Origin of the sequence: Xenorhabdus griffiniae (genome assembly GCF_015163655.1) — a bacterium.
Taxonomy (GTDB): domain Bacteria; phylum Pseudomonadota; class Gammaproteobacteria; order Enterobacterales; family Enterobacteriaceae; genus Xenorhabdus; species Xenorhabdus griffiniae.
Map to the genome: position 1 here is coordinate 1 of NZ_JADEUF010000077.1, position 18,928 is coordinate 18,928.

Genomic DNA, 18,928 nt, shown 5'->3' on the forward strand with positions numbered 1-18,928 from the left:
ACCGACTGAGGCATTCCAGCAATCAGTAGAAGGCGCTTACTATGCTAAGCAGTTCCGCTGGTTGTATGAAAATAAACGCATCGGCAAGCTACCGGATAATTCACATCTACCGATTCACACGTTCTGGGATATCGGCGTGGGGGACTCAACGGCTATCTGGTTCGTGCGTGAGGTGGGTGATGAATTTCATGTCATCGATCACTACTCGAACAGCGGCGAAGGATTGCGGCACTACATGAAGGTATTGAAAGACAAAGGTTACACATATGCCAGCCACAATGCCCCTCATGATATCGATAACCGTGAATTTGGCTATGATGCAAAATCAAGGCGAGAGCTTGCGCGGGAAGGTTATGAGATTGACGGGCAAAAGTACTCAATACGATTTGAGGTCGTTCCCAAGCTCTCTGTTGATGAAGGTATTGAGGCAGTCCGTGAAATTCTGTCTCGTTGCGTATTTGATGAAGAGAAGTGCAGTGAAGGGATATCCCATCTGGAAAGCTATCGTAAGGAGTGGGATGACAAGCGCGGGTGCTGGAAGGATAAGCCACTTCATGACTACACGTCCCATGATGCAGATGGGTTCAGGTATTTTGCGGTAAGCAGGCGAAACACCAAACGCCTCACCAAATCAATTAATTTCAACTGGAACTAACATGAATACAAACGTCGATTACAGACATCCGGCGTATACCGAATTTTTGCCAGAGTGGAACATGATCGGCGATTGTGTTGATGGCGAGCGGGTTGTTAAAAGTCGGGGTGAAAAATATTTGCCACATCCGGCAGATAAGAAAGACAAAGACGACCCAAGCAATGAGCGCTATAAGCGTTATCTGCTCCGGGCATCCTTTATTAATGCCACAGGGCGAACGTTGTTGGGGTTGCTGGGTATCGCCTTTAACAAACCCGTCAAAATTGATATGGCTGGTGGCATTGAGTATCTGGAAACAGATATCAATGGGGAAGGGCAACCGCTAACACAGATGATACGTGATTCATTATCCCAGGTATTACAGCGTGGGCGTGCGGGCTTGCTGACTGATTTTTCAGGCGCTGGCATTCAATCAGAGGCTGAAAAAGGCCGTCCGTATATTCGCCTGTTCACAGCAAAGCAAATCATCAATTGGCGGGTAACTAACGGGAAAACATCATTAGTGGTTATCCATTATCAGGAGCCGCTCGAATCTGATAATTTTGAATTGCAACTGGTTGATCGCTGGATTGAATTACGCCTCATAAATGGGCAGGCCTATTCCCGTTACTGGTGCCGAGACAGTGACTTAATCGCTGACGATTGGGTTGAGCTAAAAGACGCCAGCGGTAATCCCCTATCTGAATTACCGTGGTCATGGGTTGGTTCAATGAATAATGACCACACACCGGATGCGCCGCCACTTGCCGATATCGCTTATGTGAACATCAAGCATTATCAATCCGAAGCTGACATTGCAGAATCAGCGCACACGGTTGGGCAGCCAATGGTGGCACTGACTGGACTTGATGACATGTGGATAGAAAATCACATGAAGGATGGGTTTACAGTTGGTTCACGTAGTGGTGTGTTACTGCCTCAAAATGGCGATATGAAGTTCGCTCAACCGGAAGAGCGCAATATTCAGATAACAGTGGCAGAGCGTCGTGAAAAGCAAATGGCAATGTTAGGCGCTAAATTGATTGAGCGTGGTACGTCTGCACGAACCGCAACGCAGGCACAAAATGAAGCACAAACGGATAACTCTATCCTGTCATTGTGTGCCGGTAATGTGGAGCAGGCATTTAACCGCGCGTTACAGTTCTGTATCCAGTTTGCTGGCACTGGAGAAGCAGCGATTGAGCTGAACAAAACCTATGAAATCGCGCAACTTGATTCAGCGGCTATCTCAACGCTGTTATCTGCCGTCCAGTCTGGTGAAATGCGCAAGGTCGATTTCATTCGGTATCTACAAAGTATCAATATCGTTCCTCAGGACGAATCCCCGGAAGATATCGAAGATCAGTTAAGAAACAAAGAACCTGAAATACAGGGGTAGATAAATGAAATCCATCAACGAAATGATCATGGATGAGTTGATTGCACACTCCCTGTTTTCGGGTCGCTATGGTACCGGTGTTGCTCGTAAGATGGTTAGGGCGCTGAATGCGTTTGATGCAGAATTGACGGCATCTTTAATTGCCGTATTAGACGATACCCGCATTGACACTGACAGTTTCACTGTGCGGCGATTAGAATCGTTGTTATCCAGCGTGAGGGCAATCAATAAAAATGCGGTTGAAAGTGCATTTTCTGTGTTGTCTAGTCAAATGCTGGAACATGTCCGCTATGAAATGGGCTACTACCCGTCGCTGTTTGAGTCTCTGTTACCGGATGCTGTTCTGAGGCAATACCCGCTGATGAGCATTACAGAAGAGATGCTGTATTCCTCCGTAATGTCTCGACCGTTTCAGGGAAAGTTGTTATCAGAATGGGCAGAAGGGCTGGAAAAAGACCGTATGGCTCGTATCAGTAATGCGGTTCGCAATGGTTATCTGAACGGCGACAGTGCGGTTGATATAGGACGAAAAATCAGAGGTCATGCCAATCAGGGACATAAAGATGGCGCGTTACAAATGAGCCGGGCTAATGCAACCAGTATTGCCAAAACAGCGATAAACCATTTACAAGCAACCGCAAGGGAGCAGTTTACAAAAGCCAATAAGGATATTTTTGATTGTAAACGGTGGGTATCAACACTGGATAATAAAACATCCAATGACTGCATCATCCGTGATGGGCTGAAATACACACTGAATGATAAGCCTATCGGCCACAAAATTCCTTATCTGCAAGGCCCCGGCAAAATCCACTTTAATTGTCGTTCAATGGAAACGCTGGTGGTGAAATCATGGCGGGAACTGGGTATTAATGCTGATGAAATGAGCGAAGGGACACGGGCATCAATGGATGGTCAGGTTCCGGCAGAAACTAAATTTATTGAATGGATACAGAGACAACCTACATGGAGGCAAAAACAAGTGTTTGGCGAAACCCGCTATCGACTGATGAAAGAGGGTGGAATGCACCCTTCAGCGTTTTACACGGATAAAGGCGAATTTATTTCACTGGGAAAACTTAAAGAGATTGACGAACAAGCGTTCAGAGATGCTGGTTATCACTAGCCGGTAAATCTTGCCGGTAAAGAAATTACAAGGTCACTTCGGTGGCCTTTTTTATTGTCCGCAGTCGGTGACTGCATCATCAAAACCCGAGGTTAATGATGTTTAAGTTTTTATTAACAAAAGAAGAATTTGAGACGCTGACTGATGAACAAAAGGCCCTGTACAAAGAACAAGGTGACAAATATCAGTTACAAATCGAAGGGTTGCCAGAGATACCCGATGTTTCCGGCCTGCAAAAGAAAGTGGACGAGCTGCTTTCTGAGAAGAAATCAGAGCAGGAAAAACGCCGTCAGGCGGAAGAGGCCGCGAAAAAAGCCGCAGAAGAACAAGCCCGCAAAAACGGTGACATTGAAGCGCTGGAAAAAAGCTGGGCTGAAAAACTCAGTAACCGTGAGAAAGAGTTACTAACGCAGCTCGAAGAGAAAGACACTAATTTGCGCACATTGCTGGTGGATAACGTCGCTCAGTCACTGGCGGCTAAGTTGGCAGGGGACAGCGCGGCGCTGCTGCTTCCACATATCAAATCACGTCTAATCGTTGAAGATGGCAAAACACGTGTTGTGGACAGCGAGGGTAAACCCTCTGCACTGACTATTGACGATTTAGAAAAAGAATTCCGTAGCAACAAGCTGTTTGCGCCTGTTGTTATCGGCAGTAAAGCGACCGGAACCGGCGGCGAAGGTCAACGCCAAACTGTTGCCAGAGGCGGCGGTAAAACTTGGCACGACTATACGGAAGCAGAGCGCATCCGTTTATTTGAAGAAGATCCCGAGGAATTTAAACGCCTCGCAAAAACACAGTAAATTAGGAGCATAAGTAATGCCAACAACTCGTTTATCCGACATTTTCCGTGGTGACTACTATCAGGCTATTGCCCCACAGAACAGCCCGGAAAAAACCGCCGTTTTTGAGTCGGGGATTATTACCCGCCTGCCTCAGTTGGATGCTATCGCCTCTGATGGGCAAGGCACGGCAACCATTAACTACTGGAATGATTTGGACGCAAACGAAGCGCCTAACGCTACATCCGACAACCCAGACCAGATCGGCAAGGTGGGTAAGGCCAGCCAGTCTAGTCTGAAAGCTCGCGTTTTGTACCTCAACAAGGGTTATGGCGTAGCTGACTTGGCGGCAGAGCTGGCAAACAGTGAGCCAATGTCCCATATCCGTAACCGATTCGGTACTTACTGGACTCGGCAGTGGCAGCGCTATCTTATCGGTACTGCGCGTGGGATTATTGGCAACAACATTGTGAACAATGATAGCGACATGGTGATTCAGGGCGGCGATGAAATCTCAGCTAACAACCTGATTGATGCTGCTTTCACTGCTGGTGATGCTGCTGACACGTTCAGTGCTATTGGCGTTCACTCTGTCGTTATGAAACAGATGGCGACTAAGAACCTGATTGAAACTATCCGTGATTCAGAAGGGCGGGTTATTCTGCAAACGTATCTGGGCAAGCCTCTTTTCATGGATGATAGCCTGAAACATTCAGATGGTCGCTACCTGACCGTTTTCTTCGGCGGCGGTGCGTTTGGTTACGGTAGCGGTAATCCCCATACTCCGGTTGAATTAGACCGTAAGGCGTCAGGCGGTAATGGTGGTGGTGCTGAGGTGCTGTGGGAACGTAAGACCTTCATCCTGCAACCCGCTGGTTTTAGCTGGTTGGGAGAGGAAGATCCCAATAAGACACCATCCATTGATGACATCGCTCAGGCGGCTAACTGGCAGCGTAAGTTTGACCGCAAGAATGTTCCGTTTGCTGCGGTATTGAGCGGAAAGGCTGTTTCCGGCAGTAAAACGAAGAATACGGGCGACGGTCAATAACAAATAGGGGCATCTGCCCCTTTATTTTTGAGGTGAGCATGATTAATTCAGATAAAAACTCGCCAGAATTTAACAGCTATGCCAGTGTTGAGGACTTAAAGCAGTTTGCTGCACAGCGTGGCTATTCCCTGCCAGATGACAGTGTCTTGCCACCCCTCTTGTTTCAGGCGATGGATTATCTGTCCACTAAACAGTGGAAGGGGCAGAAAACTAATGCAGGTCAACCGCTGGCATTCCCGAGAAAAGGGGTTTATGTCGATGGTGAGTCAGTGTCGGCTGATGTTATCCCTAAGCAGATTATTCAGGCTCAGTGTCGATTGGCTATTGATTCACTGGAGCACGACCTAACCCCCACGGTAGGTGGTGAAGTACTGTCTGAATCTGTTAGTGGTGCCGTCTCGGTGACCTATGCAGAAGGGACTAACTCAGGCAAGCCTAACATGTCTTGGCTTAATGGCATGCTGCGGGATTTTCTGTCTGGTGGTGGCGTGACATTCAAGGTTTTCAGGGGGTAGCTATGGCTAATTTCTACCCGCGAATGCAAAAAACTGCCGAGCGGTTACTGAAAAAGTATGGTGCAGAATTTCAGGTAAAACGGAGCGGTCGGCATTGGGTTGATGAGGAGGGGAGAGAGCACCACGAATTGGAGAAAAGGTTTAATACTGTCGGGTTAAAGACTCGGTACAACCCCAATGAAATTGACGGCTCACTGATACTGTCTACAGATATCAAGATGGTGTTTTCACCTGATATTGAGATAAAAAAAGGTGATCATGTGCTGGTGGATAGCGTTTGGCTGAGAGTGATTGAACCTAACCCAATAAAACCCGCTGATATCGTACTTTGCTATCAATCTCAGTTGAGGGCGTGATATGGCAGATCCATTTATGACATCCATTGATGCGTTTGTGAATAAAGCCAAAGGCAACATTGAAGCAGCATCAAAAGGAACATTTATCAAAATACTGTCACGGTTGATTGTTATGTCGCCAGTAGGTAACCCTGAGCTATGGAAGGTCAATCAAACGGCAAGAGAATATAATCAGGCCGTGCATGACTGGAATGAACAACAGCAGTCAGATCCTAATAACCTGACCCCAAAAAAACGGCAGCTAAAAAAACGTGCTCGTGTCACTGACTCTATGGATATAAAAGCCCCACCGGGATACACAGGTGGTCGATTCCGGGGAAACTGGCAGGTAACCTTTGATGAAGTCCCAGCAGAAGAAACCGGACGGATTGATAAAAGCGGAAATATGACCCAAGCTGTGGGGGATTTGGTGATTGGTCAGTTTAAGGTTGGAGTTAAAGCGGTCTATTTCTCGAATATCGTCCCTTATGCTTATCGCCTTGAGATGGGCCATTCAACGCAGGCCCCCAATGGCATGCTTGCAGTAACAGCACAGGAATTTCAGAAGTTTTTTAGTGATGCTGTTACGGAGATAAAATCATGAACCAATCCAAGATAAACGAGGCTATTCGTTCTCACATTGCTAAATTTGCCCGGCGAGAAGGGGTGCTGGTGGCGTGGCCGAATATGCCATTTGATGATATCAACGAGCCTTACCTGCAATTACATATCATGCCCGCAACGACGCAGAACATCGGGTTATCGTTAGATATGCCCGTCTTCCGTGGTGTGATTCAGGTGAATGTTGTAGGAAAATCTGGCTCTGGTGAGTCAGTGTTAACACAAATTACTGATCGGATAACTGAATATTTACCGAATGGCTTGTCACTGACTAAAAGCCTGTATCTCAATGATGACCCTAGCGTCTTTCCTTCCATTCAGGATGGCGCAAATTACACCATTCCCATACGTACATCATATCGATGTGATGCAATTCGATAATGGCCGCAATTAGCGGCTTTTTTTATACACCAAAAGAGGTTGATGATGGCCTATAACATCCCTAATGGCTCTCGTGTTTATTTAGCAAGCGAATACGGAGATGATATTAAGTTCTCCGCAGCATCTAATGCTGAAGAGGTCGTACTGACGGTTGAATCAACTGTTGGCATCACTAAAGGTGACATTGTTCATGTCAGTTCTGGCTGGAAGAAAGCTTCCGGCGCTTACCGTGTCAAGCTCGTCGCAGAAAAAGCCATTACATTGGAAGGCCTGGATACGACGGACAAAAACACATTCCCTGCTGGTGGTGGAGCGGGTTCACTAAAAAAAGTATTGGCATGGGAAGTGATGCCGCAAGTCATGACACTTTCCACCGAGGGGGGTGAGCAACAAACGCAAGAGGTTCAGTTTTTGGAGGATGAGCAGGCTGAAACTATCGACACTTATAAAAACGGCGTTGTTCAGGTTTACACCTTTGCTCATGATGCCAAGTTACCTGTCCGTAAGCTGCTCATGAAACTGGATGACAGTAAGCAAATTACTGCCATTCGTTTCTTCAATAAACGTGCAGCAGAAGACCGCTATTACACCGCTTCCGTGTCGTTCCAGCGCGTACCCAATACCGCAATGAACGAAGTGGAAAACGTCACCGCGCGCTTCTCTCTTAAGTCTGAAATGCAGATTTACGCAGAATAATAATCGCCCCTCAATGGGGCTTTCTTTTGAGGATTTTTTTAAATGGCTAAGTTTACGCTCGTCCCTAACCCTAAATTCAAAGCCAATGTGCAGATCCCCGTCGCTGGGAAAGAGAAACCGGAAGTAGTAACTTTCACATTCAATCACAAGCCGATCAGTGAACTGGATAAAATGCGGGAAATGCCTGCTCAGGAATTCTTTGAGCAGATTATTACCGATTGGGCCATAGAGGAGCCTTACAACACTGAAAATCTCCGGCTATTGCTGGATAACTACCCATCAGCAACCACGGCAATTACAACCACGTATTACAACGAATTACTGGGTAATCGGGAAAAAAACTGATTGCGGTCGCTGAGGCGCTGTACGGGGGAATGAGCGCCAAAGATGCTGCTAATTTTGAACGGGCTTTTGGCTTCCTCCCGGACGAGTGTGATGTTGAGGTATGGCCTGATATATGGGATTCCTACCAGACGTTTAGTGCCATGAGGACGCAATGGCGTGTTGGTATGAACGGCGCTACAGGGCTGGATTACACGCCATTAAATCAGGTTATGGACTATCTCAACATCAAAGACAGGGCGACCGTATTTAACGATATTCGGGTGATGGAAGTTAAGGCACTCGAAGTTATGCATAAGAAGTAACAACTCCTTTTGTGACCTCCCTAGTGGAGGTTTTTTATACCCGAAGGAAAATCAAATGACTGATGTTGCAACTATCTCACTAAAGGTGAACACCTCTGACCTTGAAAGAGGTGAGCAAAAGTTAAACTCATTCAAGGATGCTGCTGACAAGGCCAGCAATTCCACAAATAAGTTAACCAGTCAGTCAGAAAAGAGCGCTGCGGCTTCGGCTGACATGGCTAAAGAAATTGACCGGATACACCGAAGTGTTACTGAGTTGGCTGCAAAGGAGCAAAGGGCAGCCGCATCTGCGAAGGTTCTTGCTGCGGAACAAGATAAAGTTGCAGAGTCCTTCTTTAAGCAGATTGATGCCATTAAACGTAATGCTACTGCGACAGAACAGTTAACCAGGATTCAGGCAGAGGCCAGAAAAGCCAGAAAGTCTGAAAAATTAGACCTTGAGTCTTATCGGAATATTCTGTCTGACATTATCGGCAAAAAGAAGCAGATGGCAGAAGCCGATGCGAAACAGACAGCAGCAGGTCAGGCGTTTATTACCAGATTAAAAGATCAACTGGCAACACAGAATCTCAGCCGTAATGAATTGCTGAAATATCGGGCGGCACAATTGGGTGTGAGTTCTGCGGCGGAAATTTATATCAATAAGCTTAAGGAAACGAGTAAGGAAACCAAGAATTTAAACCGGAATAACACTTCGGTTATTGCTGGACTTAGAAATATCTCCGATTCAATGGGTATGGGAGTATTGTTACGTGGTGGAGGGTGGGGGGCGGTAATTACAGGAATAGGAGGGGTTACTAAAGCTTATTATCATGCATTAGAAGTACAGGAAAACTTTAATAAGGCTATTATCGCTTCTGGGCGGTTTGCAGGAATTACGCAGGGGCAATTGATTGGTTATGCTGACAATATCAGTAAAACGGGTGCAGGTGCAGACGTTGCCGCCGAAGCGCTCACTAAGCTGATGAATGCAGGGCTTAAGCTAAACGTAGATATCGGTAAAGCTGGGGAATCTATTGTCGAGTTTTCCCGTTATTCTGGGCAGAGCGTTGATGAATTAGTTTCTCATTTCGCTCGATTATCTGATGATCCTTATGGTGGCTCTGTTGCCCTGAATAAGCAATATCGTTACCTCTCCGTTAACGTACTCCAACATATTAAGGAATTAGAGCTTCAAGGGAAAATAACAGAAGCCGTTACTTATGCCACTGACGCATTGAGCGGGGCGATGGCTGAGCGGGCAAAAGAAATCCGAAATAGCATGGGGACATTACCTAAACTATTTGACGAGATTAAACGTGCAGCTAATTTGATGTGGGACTCTGTCATGGGAATTGGAGCTAAACCGTCTGAAGCGGAGCACAGAGCCAGATTAGTGTTAAAAATCCGCACGGCAGAAAATGACCCCCGTCGCTATAATGGGAAAAAACCCAGTATATCAAATGAAATATTAGATCAGTGGAAGAAAGAACTGCGTGAACTGGATACTAAGATAAAGAAAGAAAAGGAATCCGCAGAACTTCAAGAGCGCAGTATTACCAGCCAGATTAAGTTTAATCAGCTGGTTGATAAAGGGACGAGTTGGACAGAAAAAAGAAAGCATGAACACAAGATGCTCAATAAATTGATAAAAGAAAATATCCAACTGGCAAAAGAAGGCAAGACCAAGCTATGGACGGCTGAGGATATTGCGAAAGCTCGCGCCGGTATCGAACATGAGTTTCGTGATCGTCGAGGACCTGGTTATGGGAAAAAGCTACCCAAGGAACCAAAATTTAAGGTTGATGCAGGCACTCGTGCGGATGAATCCGCTAAGGCTCGGATATTAGCATTGCAAGCAGAACTGAGAGCTTTAAGTGATGAAAGCCGTTATGTTGGTATTATTAGTCAACAGCGCAGGGAGCTACTTAGAGAACAGGCTAAATTTAATATTCTTGAGAATGCTCAGAAAGAGCGAAAGCTTAGCCTTGATGAAACCTTATTATTAGCCAAAAAGAATGAAATTCTTGCCGAAAAAGAAAAAGCGGCAGAATTGGGAGATCGGATTGAAAAACAAAAGCAACTTAATGCTTTGCGGTTGTCTAATGATGGGTTAGAGGAAGAGTTAAGGCTTCGCCATGAAAGTATAGGCAAAACTGACGAGCAGATTGCAAAAGAACGGGAGTTGTTAAATCTCAGAGGAGAAATGCGACGTAAAGGCATTTCAGAAGGCGATTCTGAGTATTTGCGCAGAATTGATCTGGTTGAACAAAAATATGCGAATGAGGAGTCTCTTCGTTCTAATTGGGAAGCAGGAGTTAAGAAGGGATTCGAGAACTTTGAAAAGGAAGCATCAAATACCTATGGAAATGTAGCTCAGATTACCCAAGCTACTTTTATGGGAATGAGTAACAGTCTTTCTGATTTTCTTCTCACAGGTAAGGCTAATTTCGCTGACTTCACCAAATCAGTGCTTGAAATGATCACCAAGATGCTTATGCAGATGGCTATGTTACAAGCTATGAAAGCCGCATTTGGTGGTACTTCATTTGGGGCTACCCTTGGATTTGCTGGTGGTGGTTACACAGGTAACGGTGGCAAATACGAACCTAAAGGCATTGTCCACGGTGGCGAGTTCGTGTTCACTAAGGAAGCAACTATGCGCCTCGGTGTGGCTAACCTATATCGATTAATGGATAGCACCAAGAAAGGCTATGCGAGTGGTGGTCACGTTGGTGGCTCTCAGCCGATGACAGTCAGCACTCCGGCTCCAATAATGTATGGTATACAACCTGCTTCCGCTGGTGGAGTTCAGGTCAATCTTGGCGGCATCCGTGTAGAAGGCCAGCAGCAACAATCTATTGCTTCAAATATAGACGCGCAGGCAGCGGAGCAATCACTGACGAGAAAAATAAGGGCGGTGATAGTTCAAGAAAGCCGTGATGGTGGTGATTTGTATAAGATCATTAGAGCGGCCAGAGGTAGAAATTATTAATAAGCGAGGTATGTATGTTTTTCAAAATTGGTTCAACAATAGTTAGCCCTGAACAGGAAAATATCAGCATTCCGGTAGAGGTGTTTAAAGGCAATCCCAAAGATGGTGGGTGCTTTATTGCGGGATTGAGTCCTGATGTTCACATCATCTATCACGCAGAATTCAATGCTGATAAGCCGCTATCGGTGTACTTCAAAGAGGCTGAGGAATACGCAGCTAGAGTTATCAAAGAATTTAACGATGAACAGCCACCAATCCGGTGACTTTTGTTACTAATACCTCAATTGAATAGAGTTTGCTTCATTTTGCACCATACTTTGTTTAAGATTCATGTATCTGATTAAAGAGGGAAAGCAGATGAAAAGGTTTTTTATTTTAGTTATTGGATGTGTATTTATGGTCACTGGTTGCGTTACTCCTATGACAAAACAGGAAATTTCGAGCGCGAAATATGACCAATTACCAACTAATTACCAGGAAACATTGAAAAATATTATAGCTTACACATTGAAAGATTCTGATTCGGCTAAGTATAAGTTTCATAAACCTAGGCTGGCTTATACCCCTGCTTCAAGAAACGTAGCTTATGTTGTTCCAGTGGATGTCAATGCCAAAAATAGTTACGGTGGTTATACAGGCTATAAAACAAAGTACTACGTTTACATTGGTGGAAAATACAAAGATGTTACAGCGGGAGTGCATTACACAGCAGTTAAATGGGTTGATGAAGTAATGGAATAACCAATAGAAAAGAAGGGATAAGGTGAAAACATTAACTACTGGGATGGTTGAAATGTTGGCGCTGAGTGGGTGCGCTCAGATAATGGATAACAAGCCCAGCCGACCTTGCAATACAGATCACAAACCATACCTCTTGAGTGAGGTTTTTGGTGTTTCTTTGCTAACCTCCTCAAGGAAAATTGAATATTACTGAGGGTGGTTATGAAATCCAAATCTCTGGGGCTAGACCCATTATATTGGCAGGCTGTTGACTTTGTAGTCAGAAAAAACTGTGTATCAATAGAAGAAATCCAAAGAGAATTTGATATTGAATGGCAAAGAGCAAACAGGTTAATCAATGAGTTAGAGTTGACCGGGGTTATATCAGGCAGTGATTATGATGGTAACCGAAATGTATTTGGCTTTCCTACAAGATTAGAATGGCGCGAGGTTAGTTCAGGGAAAAATAATGAAGGTTATTTTTCAAGGAATAGGTACACGAATGTTTTAAAATTGGATAAAGGTAAGACGGTAATTTACCAAGATTTCTACAATCGAGGTTTTTCTGAGAAACCTGAGTTTATCATTGATATTCACAATGATCTCGACAAATACAGCTCAGTGAATCTTGGTTCTGTCGATGAAAGGTTAAAACATGCTTACCTGTCATCATATTGGTCAAGAGAAACCATAGTTGCCTTCCATTATGATGAAGAAATCAGCACCTTATTCATTGATGTAGACTTGCCAGAAATAGAAGATACACCAGTCTCTAATGGTGAGCGCTTGAAAACCGCTGAGGAATATTTTCATGATTACGCGAGGCATGTTCACGCCGTGATCCTTCGCGTGTCAGGCATAGCTTTTATAGTGTGCCCAGAAATCCAATTTGTTGTGACGGCTGGTTATTCACAAATATTCAATCACGATACTGGTGATGAAGATGATCGTTATCTGATTAACGCTAGGCTCAATAGAGAGAAATTTGAGCATCTACCAATCAAAAGCATAGCTAAATGTGACCCCATACAATATTTATCAGGCTTTGATGTACTGATTAACATGGCAACTAACAACAAAATGAATGCAATTGAGTTGAGATGGTGACATAAAGCCCCATAGGGGCTTATTTGTTGAGTAGTTGCTCAAGCATGGAGTGGATAGAACTTAATTTCTTATCCATCTCTTTAAGGTGTGAATTTTTCTTAGTGATATGAATCGGCAAGGAATCTCTTTTTGAATGGATATCGAATTGTGATTGCACTGCAATACCTATAACTTCAAAATCTTTTCTATTAAAGGGCATAATTTCATAGCTAGCGTTTAAAGGTCTAAGATACCATTTACCCTGGTCGAAAAAGACCTGCCTAACCATAGAGTCACCGTTAGTTATGGAAAAAGTAAAAACAAAGTCACCATTTTGAGCTGTGAGATTTCTGTCAAAAATAACCACAGTTCCTTCAGGAAAACTGAGTCCTGACTCGGATTCCATGGAGTCTCCTGAGATTTTAACAGCAAAACAATCAGAACTAGCATTAGGAGGAGCCAAGACCGAACCATGACCAATGCCAGATGCAGTAAAACCGATTGTTGAAAATACATCACTATAATATTCCATCACTGGAATCTCATGTGTTGTCACTGTCTTGCGAATGTTACCTAGATCAGGTTCATCACCAACTCCGATTGCTAACCATTCTCTACTTGTGCCAAGTGCCGCAGCTAAATTAGTTAGAACATTATCCCTTGGCTTTGAGTCTCCAGCTTCATAGGCAGCGATTTGCCTTCTGACAACACCAACTTTATCGGCTAATTCTCCTTGAGTTAGATTGGCTGCCTGCCTAGCCATGGAAATTCGTGTTTTAAAATTGTCATCAATGTTCATATGTGAAGTCCAAAAAATTCATATTGACACATGGTGATTCATGGATTATAACTAATCATATCTTATGAAGATGTGAAGTTACAAATATACATAGGAGATAAAAATGAAAAAAGATACAAGACCATCCCCATTTCCTTTCAGAATGAAACCAGAAATGCGCCAATGGTTAGAAGATAAAGCCGAAGAAAAGCGCCGCTCTGTGCAGGTCCAATTGGAATACATAGTGGATATCGTGATGGAAATGGAGAAAAAAGGTGAGTTACAACTTCCATAAGAACGAAACCCCAACCGCGCCAACAGTTGAGGTTCCTAATTTGTCAGTAACGCTCGAAGAAACCGACATGTCAACCCATAACAGAGAGTGACAATATGAATAATGTAGCAAATAAAAACCTTCCTGTCATTGCAGGCGTAGAAATCACTACCGATTCAGAAGGTCGTTTTAATCTGAATGCCCTGCATAAAGCAAGTGGGCTTGGTGAAGAAAAGGCACCAGCTAAGTTCTTTCGCAACAAAACAGCAAAGGATTTGATTTCTGAATTAGAAAAACAAACTGGACAAATTTGTCTAGTTAGCTCAGAAGGCAAGTCTGGCGGTACTTTTGCCCACGAACTCTTAGCCATTGAGTACGCGGGGTGGATCTCTCCCAAATTCCGTTTGCAGGTAAACCAGACTTTCATTGATTACCGTTCTGGTAAGTTGGCGCCAGTTGACCCAATGCAAGTACTCAGTGACCCCGACGCATTACGCGGGATTCTTCTGACGTATACCGAGAAAGTGATTGCGTTGGAAGATAAGGTCGCGGACATGCAGCCTGACGTTGACGCCTTCGAACGCATTGCGAAAAAATCTACTGGCAGTATGTGCATAACAGACGCAGCGAAGCACCTACAAATTAAACCGAAAATTCTTTTCGATACATTATCGTCAATCAAGTGGATTTATCGCCGTTTAGGTAAAAAGAGTTGGATTGGCTACCAAGACAAGTTACAGCAAGGGTTATTGGAACACAAAATAACTGTTGTTGCCAAAGATGACGGAACAGAACGAGTTTGTGAACAGGTTCTCGTGACTGCAAAAGGCATTTCCAAGCTAGCTAAGATGTTGAGCGTGGATAAAGCAGCTTAAGAATTGCGCCAAGGATGGCGATCAAATACTGATCTATTCAACAGAATCAGCCAATCTAACAGTGATTGTTGGTGATAACAATACAAATTTACTCTTAATACGTGTGTAAATGGTTGAATATTCGAGGCGTCTCGCAATTCACGGCAGATAACCTTTACAAAACGTTACAATTACGTAATAAATATTGTCGTCCTAAAACGGCGAAGCCCCCAACTGCTGTAACAGTTGAGGGCCTCTAAATCGTCTAATACCATCTCAAGGAAAATAGACATGTCTATTATAGCAACTAAAGAAGTTAGTGAAACCATTAACGTTCCATTTTATGGTTCAGATCTCTATGTCGTAAATTATAACGGTGAGCCGTATGTACCGATGAAGCCGATTGTTGAAGGTATGGGAATGAATTGGGCTTCACAATTCACCAAATTAAAACAAAGATTTAAATCAACTGTTGTGGAAATCACAATGGTTGCCAATGATGGTAAGGGACGTGAAATGAGTTGCCTTGCCCTCCGTAAACTTGCTGGCTGGTTAGCGACTATCAGTCCAAATAAAGTCAAACCTGAAATCAGGGATAAAGTTATCCGCTATCAGGATGAATGCGATGATGTTCTTTATGAATATTGGACAACTGGTGAGGTTAAAGCGAAAAATAGCACAACCCAAGATAGAACTCCTCTTCGAGGTCTGGTTAACACTCTGATGGGTAAATATGGCGTCAGTAACAAAAAGTTGTTCCAGATGGTTCATCATGAGTTTGGGGTGAAACATATAAATGAGTTAACCAGTGAACAGATCCCATCTGCGATAGAGTATCTGGCGACCAAGGCAATTGAGGGTGAGTTTCTGGGTAAAGAAACTTTATGTATGCCAGAAAGTGAACCGCAAATTTCAGATGATAATTTACAAACTCTCTGCTGGTTATGGCAACATTCCATCAACATGGCTCGTTACATGATTGATGTAGAACCAATACTCAAAGTAGCTGAGCATAAACTAGCTGGTGAATACTACGCATACCCACGCAATGCCATAAAATGCGCCAACAATGCAAGGCGAATATTGGAAAAGGCCACAGAACATATCCAGATAAAGCGGATTCAAAAGGATAACTGGCAAGTATTACATAAGCTGAGGATTCCGAACTGTCCATTTTAACACCAAGCCACGGACGGTAAGATATGTTCCCCGTACACACGGGGATAAACCGGACGTCTGAAAAATGATTTTCATCACATGTATGACATTTAATACAAAGTGGTGGCAATATGGGGGTATTGGTTTAAATTCTTCTTCTAACGTGTCTATAACGTGCCGACATCTTCTTTAAACGTGATATATATGTCCTCTTCTTACCGAATCAAGTGGCTTGTATTGCTAAAGCTATTTAATTAAACTTAATACTAAGTTGCAGTTTTGGCACTGTGAAATTAACTGAATGGGAGGTAATCATGACAGCCACGATGCGCCGCTATATGAGGGCAATAGGTAGTGTTATGGACATTATGCCTTCAACTAATTATCGGAGTATTATTGCAGCTGGTAATGATGCGCAGAAATTGAGAAATGACGCTCTCAATATATCGAGAGACATGACTAGCGCTATTGTGAGATGTGGCGAGATAGCAAATGAGCGAAAACCAAAAGCCGATAAGTGACAATAATCAAAACGAGGATAGAAGCAGTACTGAGTTATCAGTGGAGCAGCTAGAGAGCGTCGTTGAAACCAATCCTCAGTTACTTGAAAGGCTTTTAGATAATCCTAAAGTCGTCTCTATTATTCAGCATAAAACATCTTTGTTCCAAGGCCCTCTTCCTCCACCCGATATGCTCAGAGAATATGATTCTATATTACCGGGGATGGCAGAGAGGATTCTTGAATTAACGGAAAAAGAGCAGCAATTTAGACACGAGACCCAAAAAACAGCACTCAATGCAGTTATAAAGAAAGATACCAGAGGGCAATGGATGGCTTGTGTTTTAAGCATTATTATCTTAGGTATAGCTGTGTATTTCGGTGTTAAAGGTGAATTAGGTTTTGCTGCAAAATTGATCACAGGAAATTTGATAGCGATAGCAGCTATTTTTGCTATTGGCAGGATATTCAAATCCAAAGATAAAGAAGATTCATAAACCCGCCTCGTGCGGGTTTTTCATTTTAACGCCGCTTAATTGCGGTTTTTTCTTTTATAGGTACTTATATGGCTATTGAAGAGTTTAAATGGCGAACTCAAATACAGGATTCGCCCAGCGGTGAATTTAAGCATCGAATTAAAACGGTTGAGTTTGGCGATGGTTATAAACAAGTATCAGGGGATGGAATTAACCCAGAAAGTCAGTCATGGCCTTACTCTTATATCGGCATAAAAGGGGAGGTTACTCCAATCTTTCAGTTTATTCGCAATCACACCTTGAAATCATTTATCTGGACGCCGCCGTTTGGAGAGAAAGGGTTGTATCGAGTTAAAGCAGACTCAATCACCATGCTCCCTATGGCAGGTGGGGTCATGAAAATATCAGCAATATTCGAACAGGCATTCAGTGCATGAAAATTAATGCAGATCTCCAGCGCCTTGAGTCGGGGAATAAAATTCTTTTGTTTTCTGTTGATGGTTCAGTGTTTGGTGGGCCAGAACTCTATTTCCATAATCACCCTATCCCTTATACGGAAAATGAACTGGAGGGTGATATAGATAATTTACCGATTAAATCGATCTGGTGGCAGGGCGTAGAGTATAAGCCGTGGCCTGTCAAAATTGAGGGGTTGGAGGTGAATAGCGATGGTCGTTCAACTTCATCCGCACTCACTGTGGCTAACCTTGATGGTGCTATTAGCGCCCTGTGTCTGGCATATCAGAACATGGCGCAGGCTTGCGTCACTATTCGTATGACATTCGCGCATTATCTAGATGCGCGTAATTTCCCGGAGGGTAACCCAGAGGCTGATCCCACACAGGAGAAAATCGACGTCTACTATATTGACAGCAAGACACATGAAGACAATACAGAAATTCATTTTGCCTTGTCTTCCCCCGCTGACTTACAAGGGATTCAAATTCCTACCCGTCAGATTCATAGCCTTTGCACATGGTGTATGCGGGGGTTATATCGCAAATCCCCCTGCAACTATACGGGAACGCGGTATTTTGATGAAGAGGGTAACCCGACCGATGATCCGTCAAAAGATGCCTGCGGTGGACTGATGAGTGATTGTAAAAAACGTTTTGGCGAGAACGCACAATTGCCCTTCGGTGGTTTTCCGGGTTCTGCGTTGCTTAGGAGGTAATATAGTGCAAACTCTGCCTGATGATATATCCTTATAGTCAATCCTTGATTATTGATTCAATTTTCTTCATTGTTGCAATTTTACTGACAAGTGAGAGAGCTTTTGATGAAAAAAATTATTTTAATTATCTTGACATTTTTCACCATAAATCAGTTGGCGTTTGGGTTGGCAAAAGATGAACCTCAAGCACCATTCGGATTCAAATGGGGTATGACTATTGATGAGGTTAGAAAATTAGACCTAAAAAAATTTAATGAATATCAAGATAAATTAGTATATACGGTAAGGATAGAATCAGCTCCTATAGAGTCTAAATATGATGGTGAGTACTTTTTGGACTTCTTTCCTCTTAACAGAGGGTTAAGATCAATTACTTTTGGCGTGAATGATTCGGGTAAAAATTTCGATAAATTAAAAGAGAAATTTAATTTCATTGCATCGAATCTGAACAATAAATATGGATCGCCTGTTCTTAATGAGCAGAATAACCATGAATTAGCTAAAGACTATGAATACAATGAAATGAAAATTCAGTTAAGACTCAATAAAGGAGAATCTGAACCTTATATACTGTGGGTGAATTATGAATATTACCCCAAGGAATTATTTACTAAAGACGAGCCAATACTTAAAAAATTAGGGTCACGTATTCAAAATGTTGATTGGTCTTAAATATAATATTCTCTTTCGATAAAAGTCCCGATGACTTTGTCATGCATTTCCGGTGATTTTGAATAGCCTAATGTTTTAC

General features: G+C 43.4%; 24 protein-coding genes and 1 pseudogene. 23 read left to right on the forward strand and 2 right to left on the reverse strand.

What is annotated here, in order from left to right; translation table 11 throughout:
• The 16 genes and pseudogenes from IQ211_RS12620 to IQ211_RS12695 form a co-directional block, all read left to right on the forward strand.
• Positions 1-655, forward strand: a pseudogene (locus IQ211_RS12620) (terminase); the annotation flags it as partial.
• Position 656: 1 nt separating this feature from the next.
• Positions 657-2,033 carry a DUF4055 domain-containing protein gene (locus IQ211_RS12625; RefSeq protein ID WP_189760512.1) on the forward strand — a complete coding sequence of 459 codons (1,377 nt, stop codon included), beginning with the start codon at positions 657-659 and terminating at the stop codon, positions 2,031-2,033.
• Positions 2,034-2,037: 4 nt separating this feature from the next.
• Positions 2,038-3,159 (forward strand): phage minor head protein, encoded by a 1,122-nt coding sequence (locus IQ211_RS12630; RefSeq protein ID WP_189760511.1) that lies wholly within the window; start codon positions 2,038-2,040, stop codon positions 3,157-3,159.
• A 98-nt stretch (positions 3,160-3,257) separates the two neighbouring features.
• Entirely contained in the window at positions 3,258-3,962 is a 705-nt protein-coding gene (locus tag IQ211_RS12635; RefSeq protein WP_223281783.1) for a hypothetical protein, read from the forward strand.
• Positions 3,963-3,978: 16 nt separating this feature from the next.
• Complete coding sequence (locus IQ211_RS12640; protein ID WP_189760510.1) at positions 3,979-4,989, forward strand: phage coat protein; 1,011 nt, start codon at positions 3,979-3,981, stop codon at positions 4,987-4,989.
• Between the two features lie 38 nt (positions 4,990-5,027).
• Positions 5,028-5,504 carry a DnaT-like ssDNA-binding protein gene (locus IQ211_RS12645; RefSeq protein ID WP_189760509.1) on the forward strand — a complete coding sequence of 159 codons (477 nt, stop codon included), beginning with the start codon at positions 5,028-5,030 and terminating at the stop codon, positions 5,502-5,504.
• Positions 5,505-5,506: 2 nt separating this feature from the next.
• A complete protein-coding gene (locus IQ211_RS12650) occupies positions 5,507-5,860 on the forward strand; it encodes a hypothetical protein (RefSeq protein ID WP_189760508.1) in 354 nt (117 codons plus the stop codon).
• 1 nt (position 5,861) lies between these two features.
• On the forward strand, positions 5,862-6,443 hold the full coding sequence (locus IQ211_RS12655) for a hypothetical protein (protein ID WP_189760507.1): 582 nt from the start codon (positions 5,862-5,864) through the stop codon (positions 6,441-6,443).
• A complete protein-coding gene (locus IQ211_RS12660) occupies positions 6,440-6,841 on the forward strand; it encodes a phage tail terminator-like protein (RefSeq protein ID WP_189760506.1) in 402 nt (133 codons plus the stop codon). The genes IQ211_RS12655 and IQ211_RS12660 overlap by 4 nt, the downstream gene beginning before the upstream one ends.
• 42 nt (positions 6,842-6,883) lie before the next feature.
• Positions 6,884-7,537, forward strand: a complete 654-nt coding sequence (locus tag IQ211_RS12665) for a phage tail protein (RefSeq protein ID WP_223281782.1) — start codon at positions 6,884-6,886, stop codon at positions 7,535-7,537.
• A gap of 42 nt (positions 7,538-7,579) precedes the next feature.
• Positions 7,580-7,882, forward strand: a complete 303-nt coding sequence (locus IQ211_RS12670) for a phage tail assembly chaperone (RefSeq protein WP_189760505.1) — start codon at positions 7,580-7,582, stop codon at positions 7,880-7,882.
• A 29-nt stretch (positions 7,883-7,911) separates the two neighbouring features.
• Complete coding sequence (locus IQ211_RS12675) at positions 7,912-8,184, forward strand: DUF1799 domain-containing protein (protein ID WP_189760504.1); 273 nt, start codon at positions 7,912-7,914, stop codon at positions 8,182-8,184.
• Between the two features lie 55 nt (positions 8,185-8,239).
• The gene (locus tag IQ211_RS12680; protein ID WP_189760503.1) at positions 8,240-11,158 is read left to right on the forward strand and encodes a phage tail tape measure protein; all 2,919 of its coding nucleotides are present in this window, start codon (positions 8,240-8,242) and stop codon (positions 11,156-11,158) included.
• Positions 11,159-11,172: 14 nt separating this feature from the next.
• Complete coding sequence (locus tag IQ211_RS12685) at positions 11,173-11,421, forward strand: hypothetical protein (RefSeq protein ID WP_189760502.1); 249 nt, start codon at positions 11,173-11,175, stop codon at positions 11,419-11,421.
• Between the two features lie 94 nt (positions 11,422-11,515).
• Positions 11,516-11,899 (forward strand): hypothetical protein, encoded by a 384-nt coding sequence (locus IQ211_RS12690; protein WP_189760501.1) that lies wholly within the window; start codon positions 11,516-11,518, stop codon positions 11,897-11,899.
• Positions 11,900-12,100: 201 nt separating this feature from the next.
• Positions 12,101-12,985 carry a DNA translocase FtsK gene (locus IQ211_RS12695; protein ID WP_189760500.1) on the forward strand — a complete coding sequence of 295 codons (885 nt, stop codon included), beginning with the start codon at positions 12,101-12,103 and terminating at the stop codon, positions 12,983-12,985.
• A 19-nt stretch (positions 12,986-13,004) separates the two neighbouring features.
• Here IQ211_RS12695 and IQ211_RS12700 read toward each other — a convergent pair whose 3' ends face one another.
• A complete protein-coding gene (locus IQ211_RS12700) occupies positions 13,005-13,763 on the reverse strand; it encodes a LexA family protein (RefSeq protein WP_189760499.1) in 759 nt (252 codons plus the stop codon).
• 103 nt (positions 13,764-13,866) lie between these two features.
• On the opposite strand from IQ211_RS12700, the gene IQ211_RS12705 reads away from it, so the two are divergent.
• From IQ211_RS12705 to IQ211_RS12735, 7 genes are all read left to right on the forward strand, one after another.
• Positions 13,867-14,037, forward strand: coding sequence for a hypothetical protein (locus IQ211_RS12705; RefSeq protein WP_189760498.1), 171 nt, complete (start codon positions 13,867-13,869; stop codon positions 14,035-14,037).
• Positions 14,038-14,132: 95 nt separating this feature from the next.
• On the forward strand, positions 14,133-14,891 hold the full coding sequence (locus tag IQ211_RS12710; protein WP_189760497.1) for a phage antirepressor KilAC domain-containing protein: 759 nt from the start codon (positions 14,133-14,135) through the stop codon (positions 14,889-14,891).
• A 270-nt stretch (positions 14,892-15,161) separates the two neighbouring features.
• A complete protein-coding gene (locus tag IQ211_RS12715) occupies positions 15,162-16,049 on the forward strand; it encodes a phage antirepressor N-terminal domain-containing protein (protein ID WP_189760496.1) in 888 nt (295 codons plus the stop codon).
• Between the two features lie 471 nt (positions 16,050-16,520).
• The gene (locus tag IQ211_RS12720; RefSeq protein WP_189760495.1) at positions 16,521-17,024 is read left to right on the forward strand and encodes a DUF2335 domain-containing protein; all 504 of its coding nucleotides are present in this window, start codon (positions 16,521-16,523) and stop codon (positions 17,022-17,024) included.
• A gap of 68 nt (positions 17,025-17,092) precedes the next feature.
• Positions 17,093-17,440 (forward strand): phage tail protein, encoded by a 348-nt coding sequence (locus tag IQ211_RS12725; RefSeq protein WP_189760494.1) that lies wholly within the window; start codon positions 17,093-17,095, stop codon positions 17,438-17,440.
• A complete protein-coding gene (locus tag IQ211_RS12730) occupies positions 17,437-18,177 on the forward strand; it encodes a phage minor tail protein L (protein ID WP_189760493.1) in 741 nt (246 codons plus the stop codon). Before IQ211_RS12725 ends, IQ211_RS12730 begins: the two co-directional genes overlap by 4 nt.
• A 105-nt stretch (positions 18,178-18,282) precedes the next feature.
• Complete coding sequence (locus IQ211_RS12735) at positions 18,283-18,849, forward strand: hypothetical protein (protein ID WP_189760492.1); 567 nt, start codon at positions 18,283-18,285, stop codon at positions 18,847-18,849.
• On the opposite strand, the gene IQ211_RS12740 is transcribed toward IQ211_RS12735, so the two are convergent.
• Positions 18,846-18,928 (reverse strand): IS1 family transposase (locus IQ211_RS12740; RefSeq protein ID WP_228011593.1); only part of this gene is annotated, 83 nt, incomplete at its 5' end. The two genes, IQ211_RS12735 and IQ211_RS12740, sit on opposite strands and share 4 nt — an antisense overlap.

What these genes read in the sequence shown, in the direction of transcription:
- IQ211_RS12625 (WP_189760512.1), top strand. Translation starts at nt 657, where the DNA reads ATGAATACAAACGTCGATTACAGACATCCGGCGTATACCGAATTTTTG.
- IQ211_RS12630 (WP_189760511.1), top strand. Translation starts at nt 2,038, where the DNA reads ATGAAATCCATCAACGAAATGATCATGGATGAGTTGATTGCACACTCC.
- IQ211_RS12635 (WP_223281783.1), top strand. Translation starts at nt 3,258, where the DNA reads ATGTTTAAGTTTTTATTAACAAAAGAAGAATTTGAGACGCTGACTGAT.
- IQ211_RS12640 (WP_189760510.1), top strand. Translation starts at nt 3,979, where the DNA reads ATGCCAACAACTCGTTTATCCGACATTTTCCGTGGTGACTACTATCAG.
- IQ211_RS12645 (WP_189760509.1), top strand. Translation starts at nt 5,028, where the DNA reads ATGATTAATTCAGATAAAAACTCGCCAGAATTTAACAGCTATGCCAGT.
- IQ211_RS12650 (WP_189760508.1), top strand. Translation starts at nt 5,507, where the DNA reads ATGGCTAATTTCTACCCGCGAATGCAAAAAACTGCCGAGCGGTTACTG.
- IQ211_RS12655 (WP_189760507.1), top strand. Translation starts at nt 5,862, where the DNA reads ATGGCAGATCCATTTATGACATCCATTGATGCGTTTGTGAATAAAGCC.
- IQ211_RS12660 (WP_189760506.1), top strand. Translation starts at nt 6,440, where the DNA reads ATGAACCAATCCAAGATAAACGAGGCTATTCGTTCTCACATTGCTAAA.
- IQ211_RS12665 (WP_223281782.1), top strand. Translation starts at nt 6,884, where the DNA reads ATGATGGCCTATAACATCCCTAATGGCTCTCGTGTTTATTTAGCAAGC.
- IQ211_RS12670 (WP_189760505.1), top strand. Translation starts at nt 7,580, where the DNA reads ATGGCTAAGTTTACGCTCGTCCCTAACCCTAAATTCAAAGCCAATGTG.
- IQ211_RS12675 (WP_189760504.1), top strand. Translation starts at nt 7,912, where the DNA reads ATGAGCGCCAAAGATGCTGCTAATTTTGAACGGGCTTTTGGCTTCCTC.
- IQ211_RS12680 (WP_189760503.1), top strand. Translation starts at nt 8,240, where the DNA reads ATGACTGATGTTGCAACTATCTCACTAAAGGTGAACACCTCTGACCTT.
- IQ211_RS12685 (WP_189760502.1), top strand. Translation starts at nt 11,173, where the DNA reads ATGTTTTTCAAAATTGGTTCAACAATAGTTAGCCCTGAACAGGAAAAT.
- IQ211_RS12690 (WP_189760501.1), top strand. Translation starts at nt 11,516, where the DNA reads ATGAAAAGGTTTTTTATTTTAGTTATTGGATGTGTATTTATGGTCACT.
- IQ211_RS12695 (WP_189760500.1), top strand. Translation starts at nt 12,101, where the DNA reads ATGAAATCCAAATCTCTGGGGCTAGACCCATTATATTGGCAGGCTGTT.
- IQ211_RS12700 (WP_189760499.1), bottom strand. Translation starts at nt 13,763, where the DNA reads ATGAACATTGATGACAATTTTAAAACACGAATTTCCATGGCTAGGCAG.
- IQ211_RS12705 (WP_189760498.1), top strand. Translation starts at nt 13,867, where the DNA reads ATGAAAAAAGATACAAGACCATCCCCATTTCCTTTCAGAATGAAACCA.
- IQ211_RS12710 (WP_189760497.1), top strand. Translation starts at nt 14,133, where the DNA reads ATGAATAATGTAGCAAATAAAAACCTTCCTGTCATTGCAGGCGTAGAA.
- IQ211_RS12715 (WP_189760496.1), top strand. Translation starts at nt 15,162, where the DNA reads ATGTCTATTATAGCAACTAAAGAAGTTAGTGAAACCATTAACGTTCCA.
- IQ211_RS12720 (WP_189760495.1), top strand. Translation starts at nt 16,521, where the DNA reads ATGAGCGAAAACCAAAAGCCGATAAGTGACAATAATCAAAACGAGGAT.
- IQ211_RS12725 (WP_189760494.1), top strand. Translation starts at nt 17,093, where the DNA reads ATGGCTATTGAAGAGTTTAAATGGCGAACTCAAATACAGGATTCGCCC.
- IQ211_RS12730 (WP_189760493.1), top strand. Translation starts at nt 17,437, where the DNA reads ATGAAAATTAATGCAGATCTCCAGCGCCTTGAGTCGGGGAATAAAATT.
- IQ211_RS12735 (WP_189760492.1), top strand. Translation starts at nt 18,283, where the DNA reads ATGAAAAAAATTATTTTAATTATCTTGACATTTTTCACCATAAATCAG.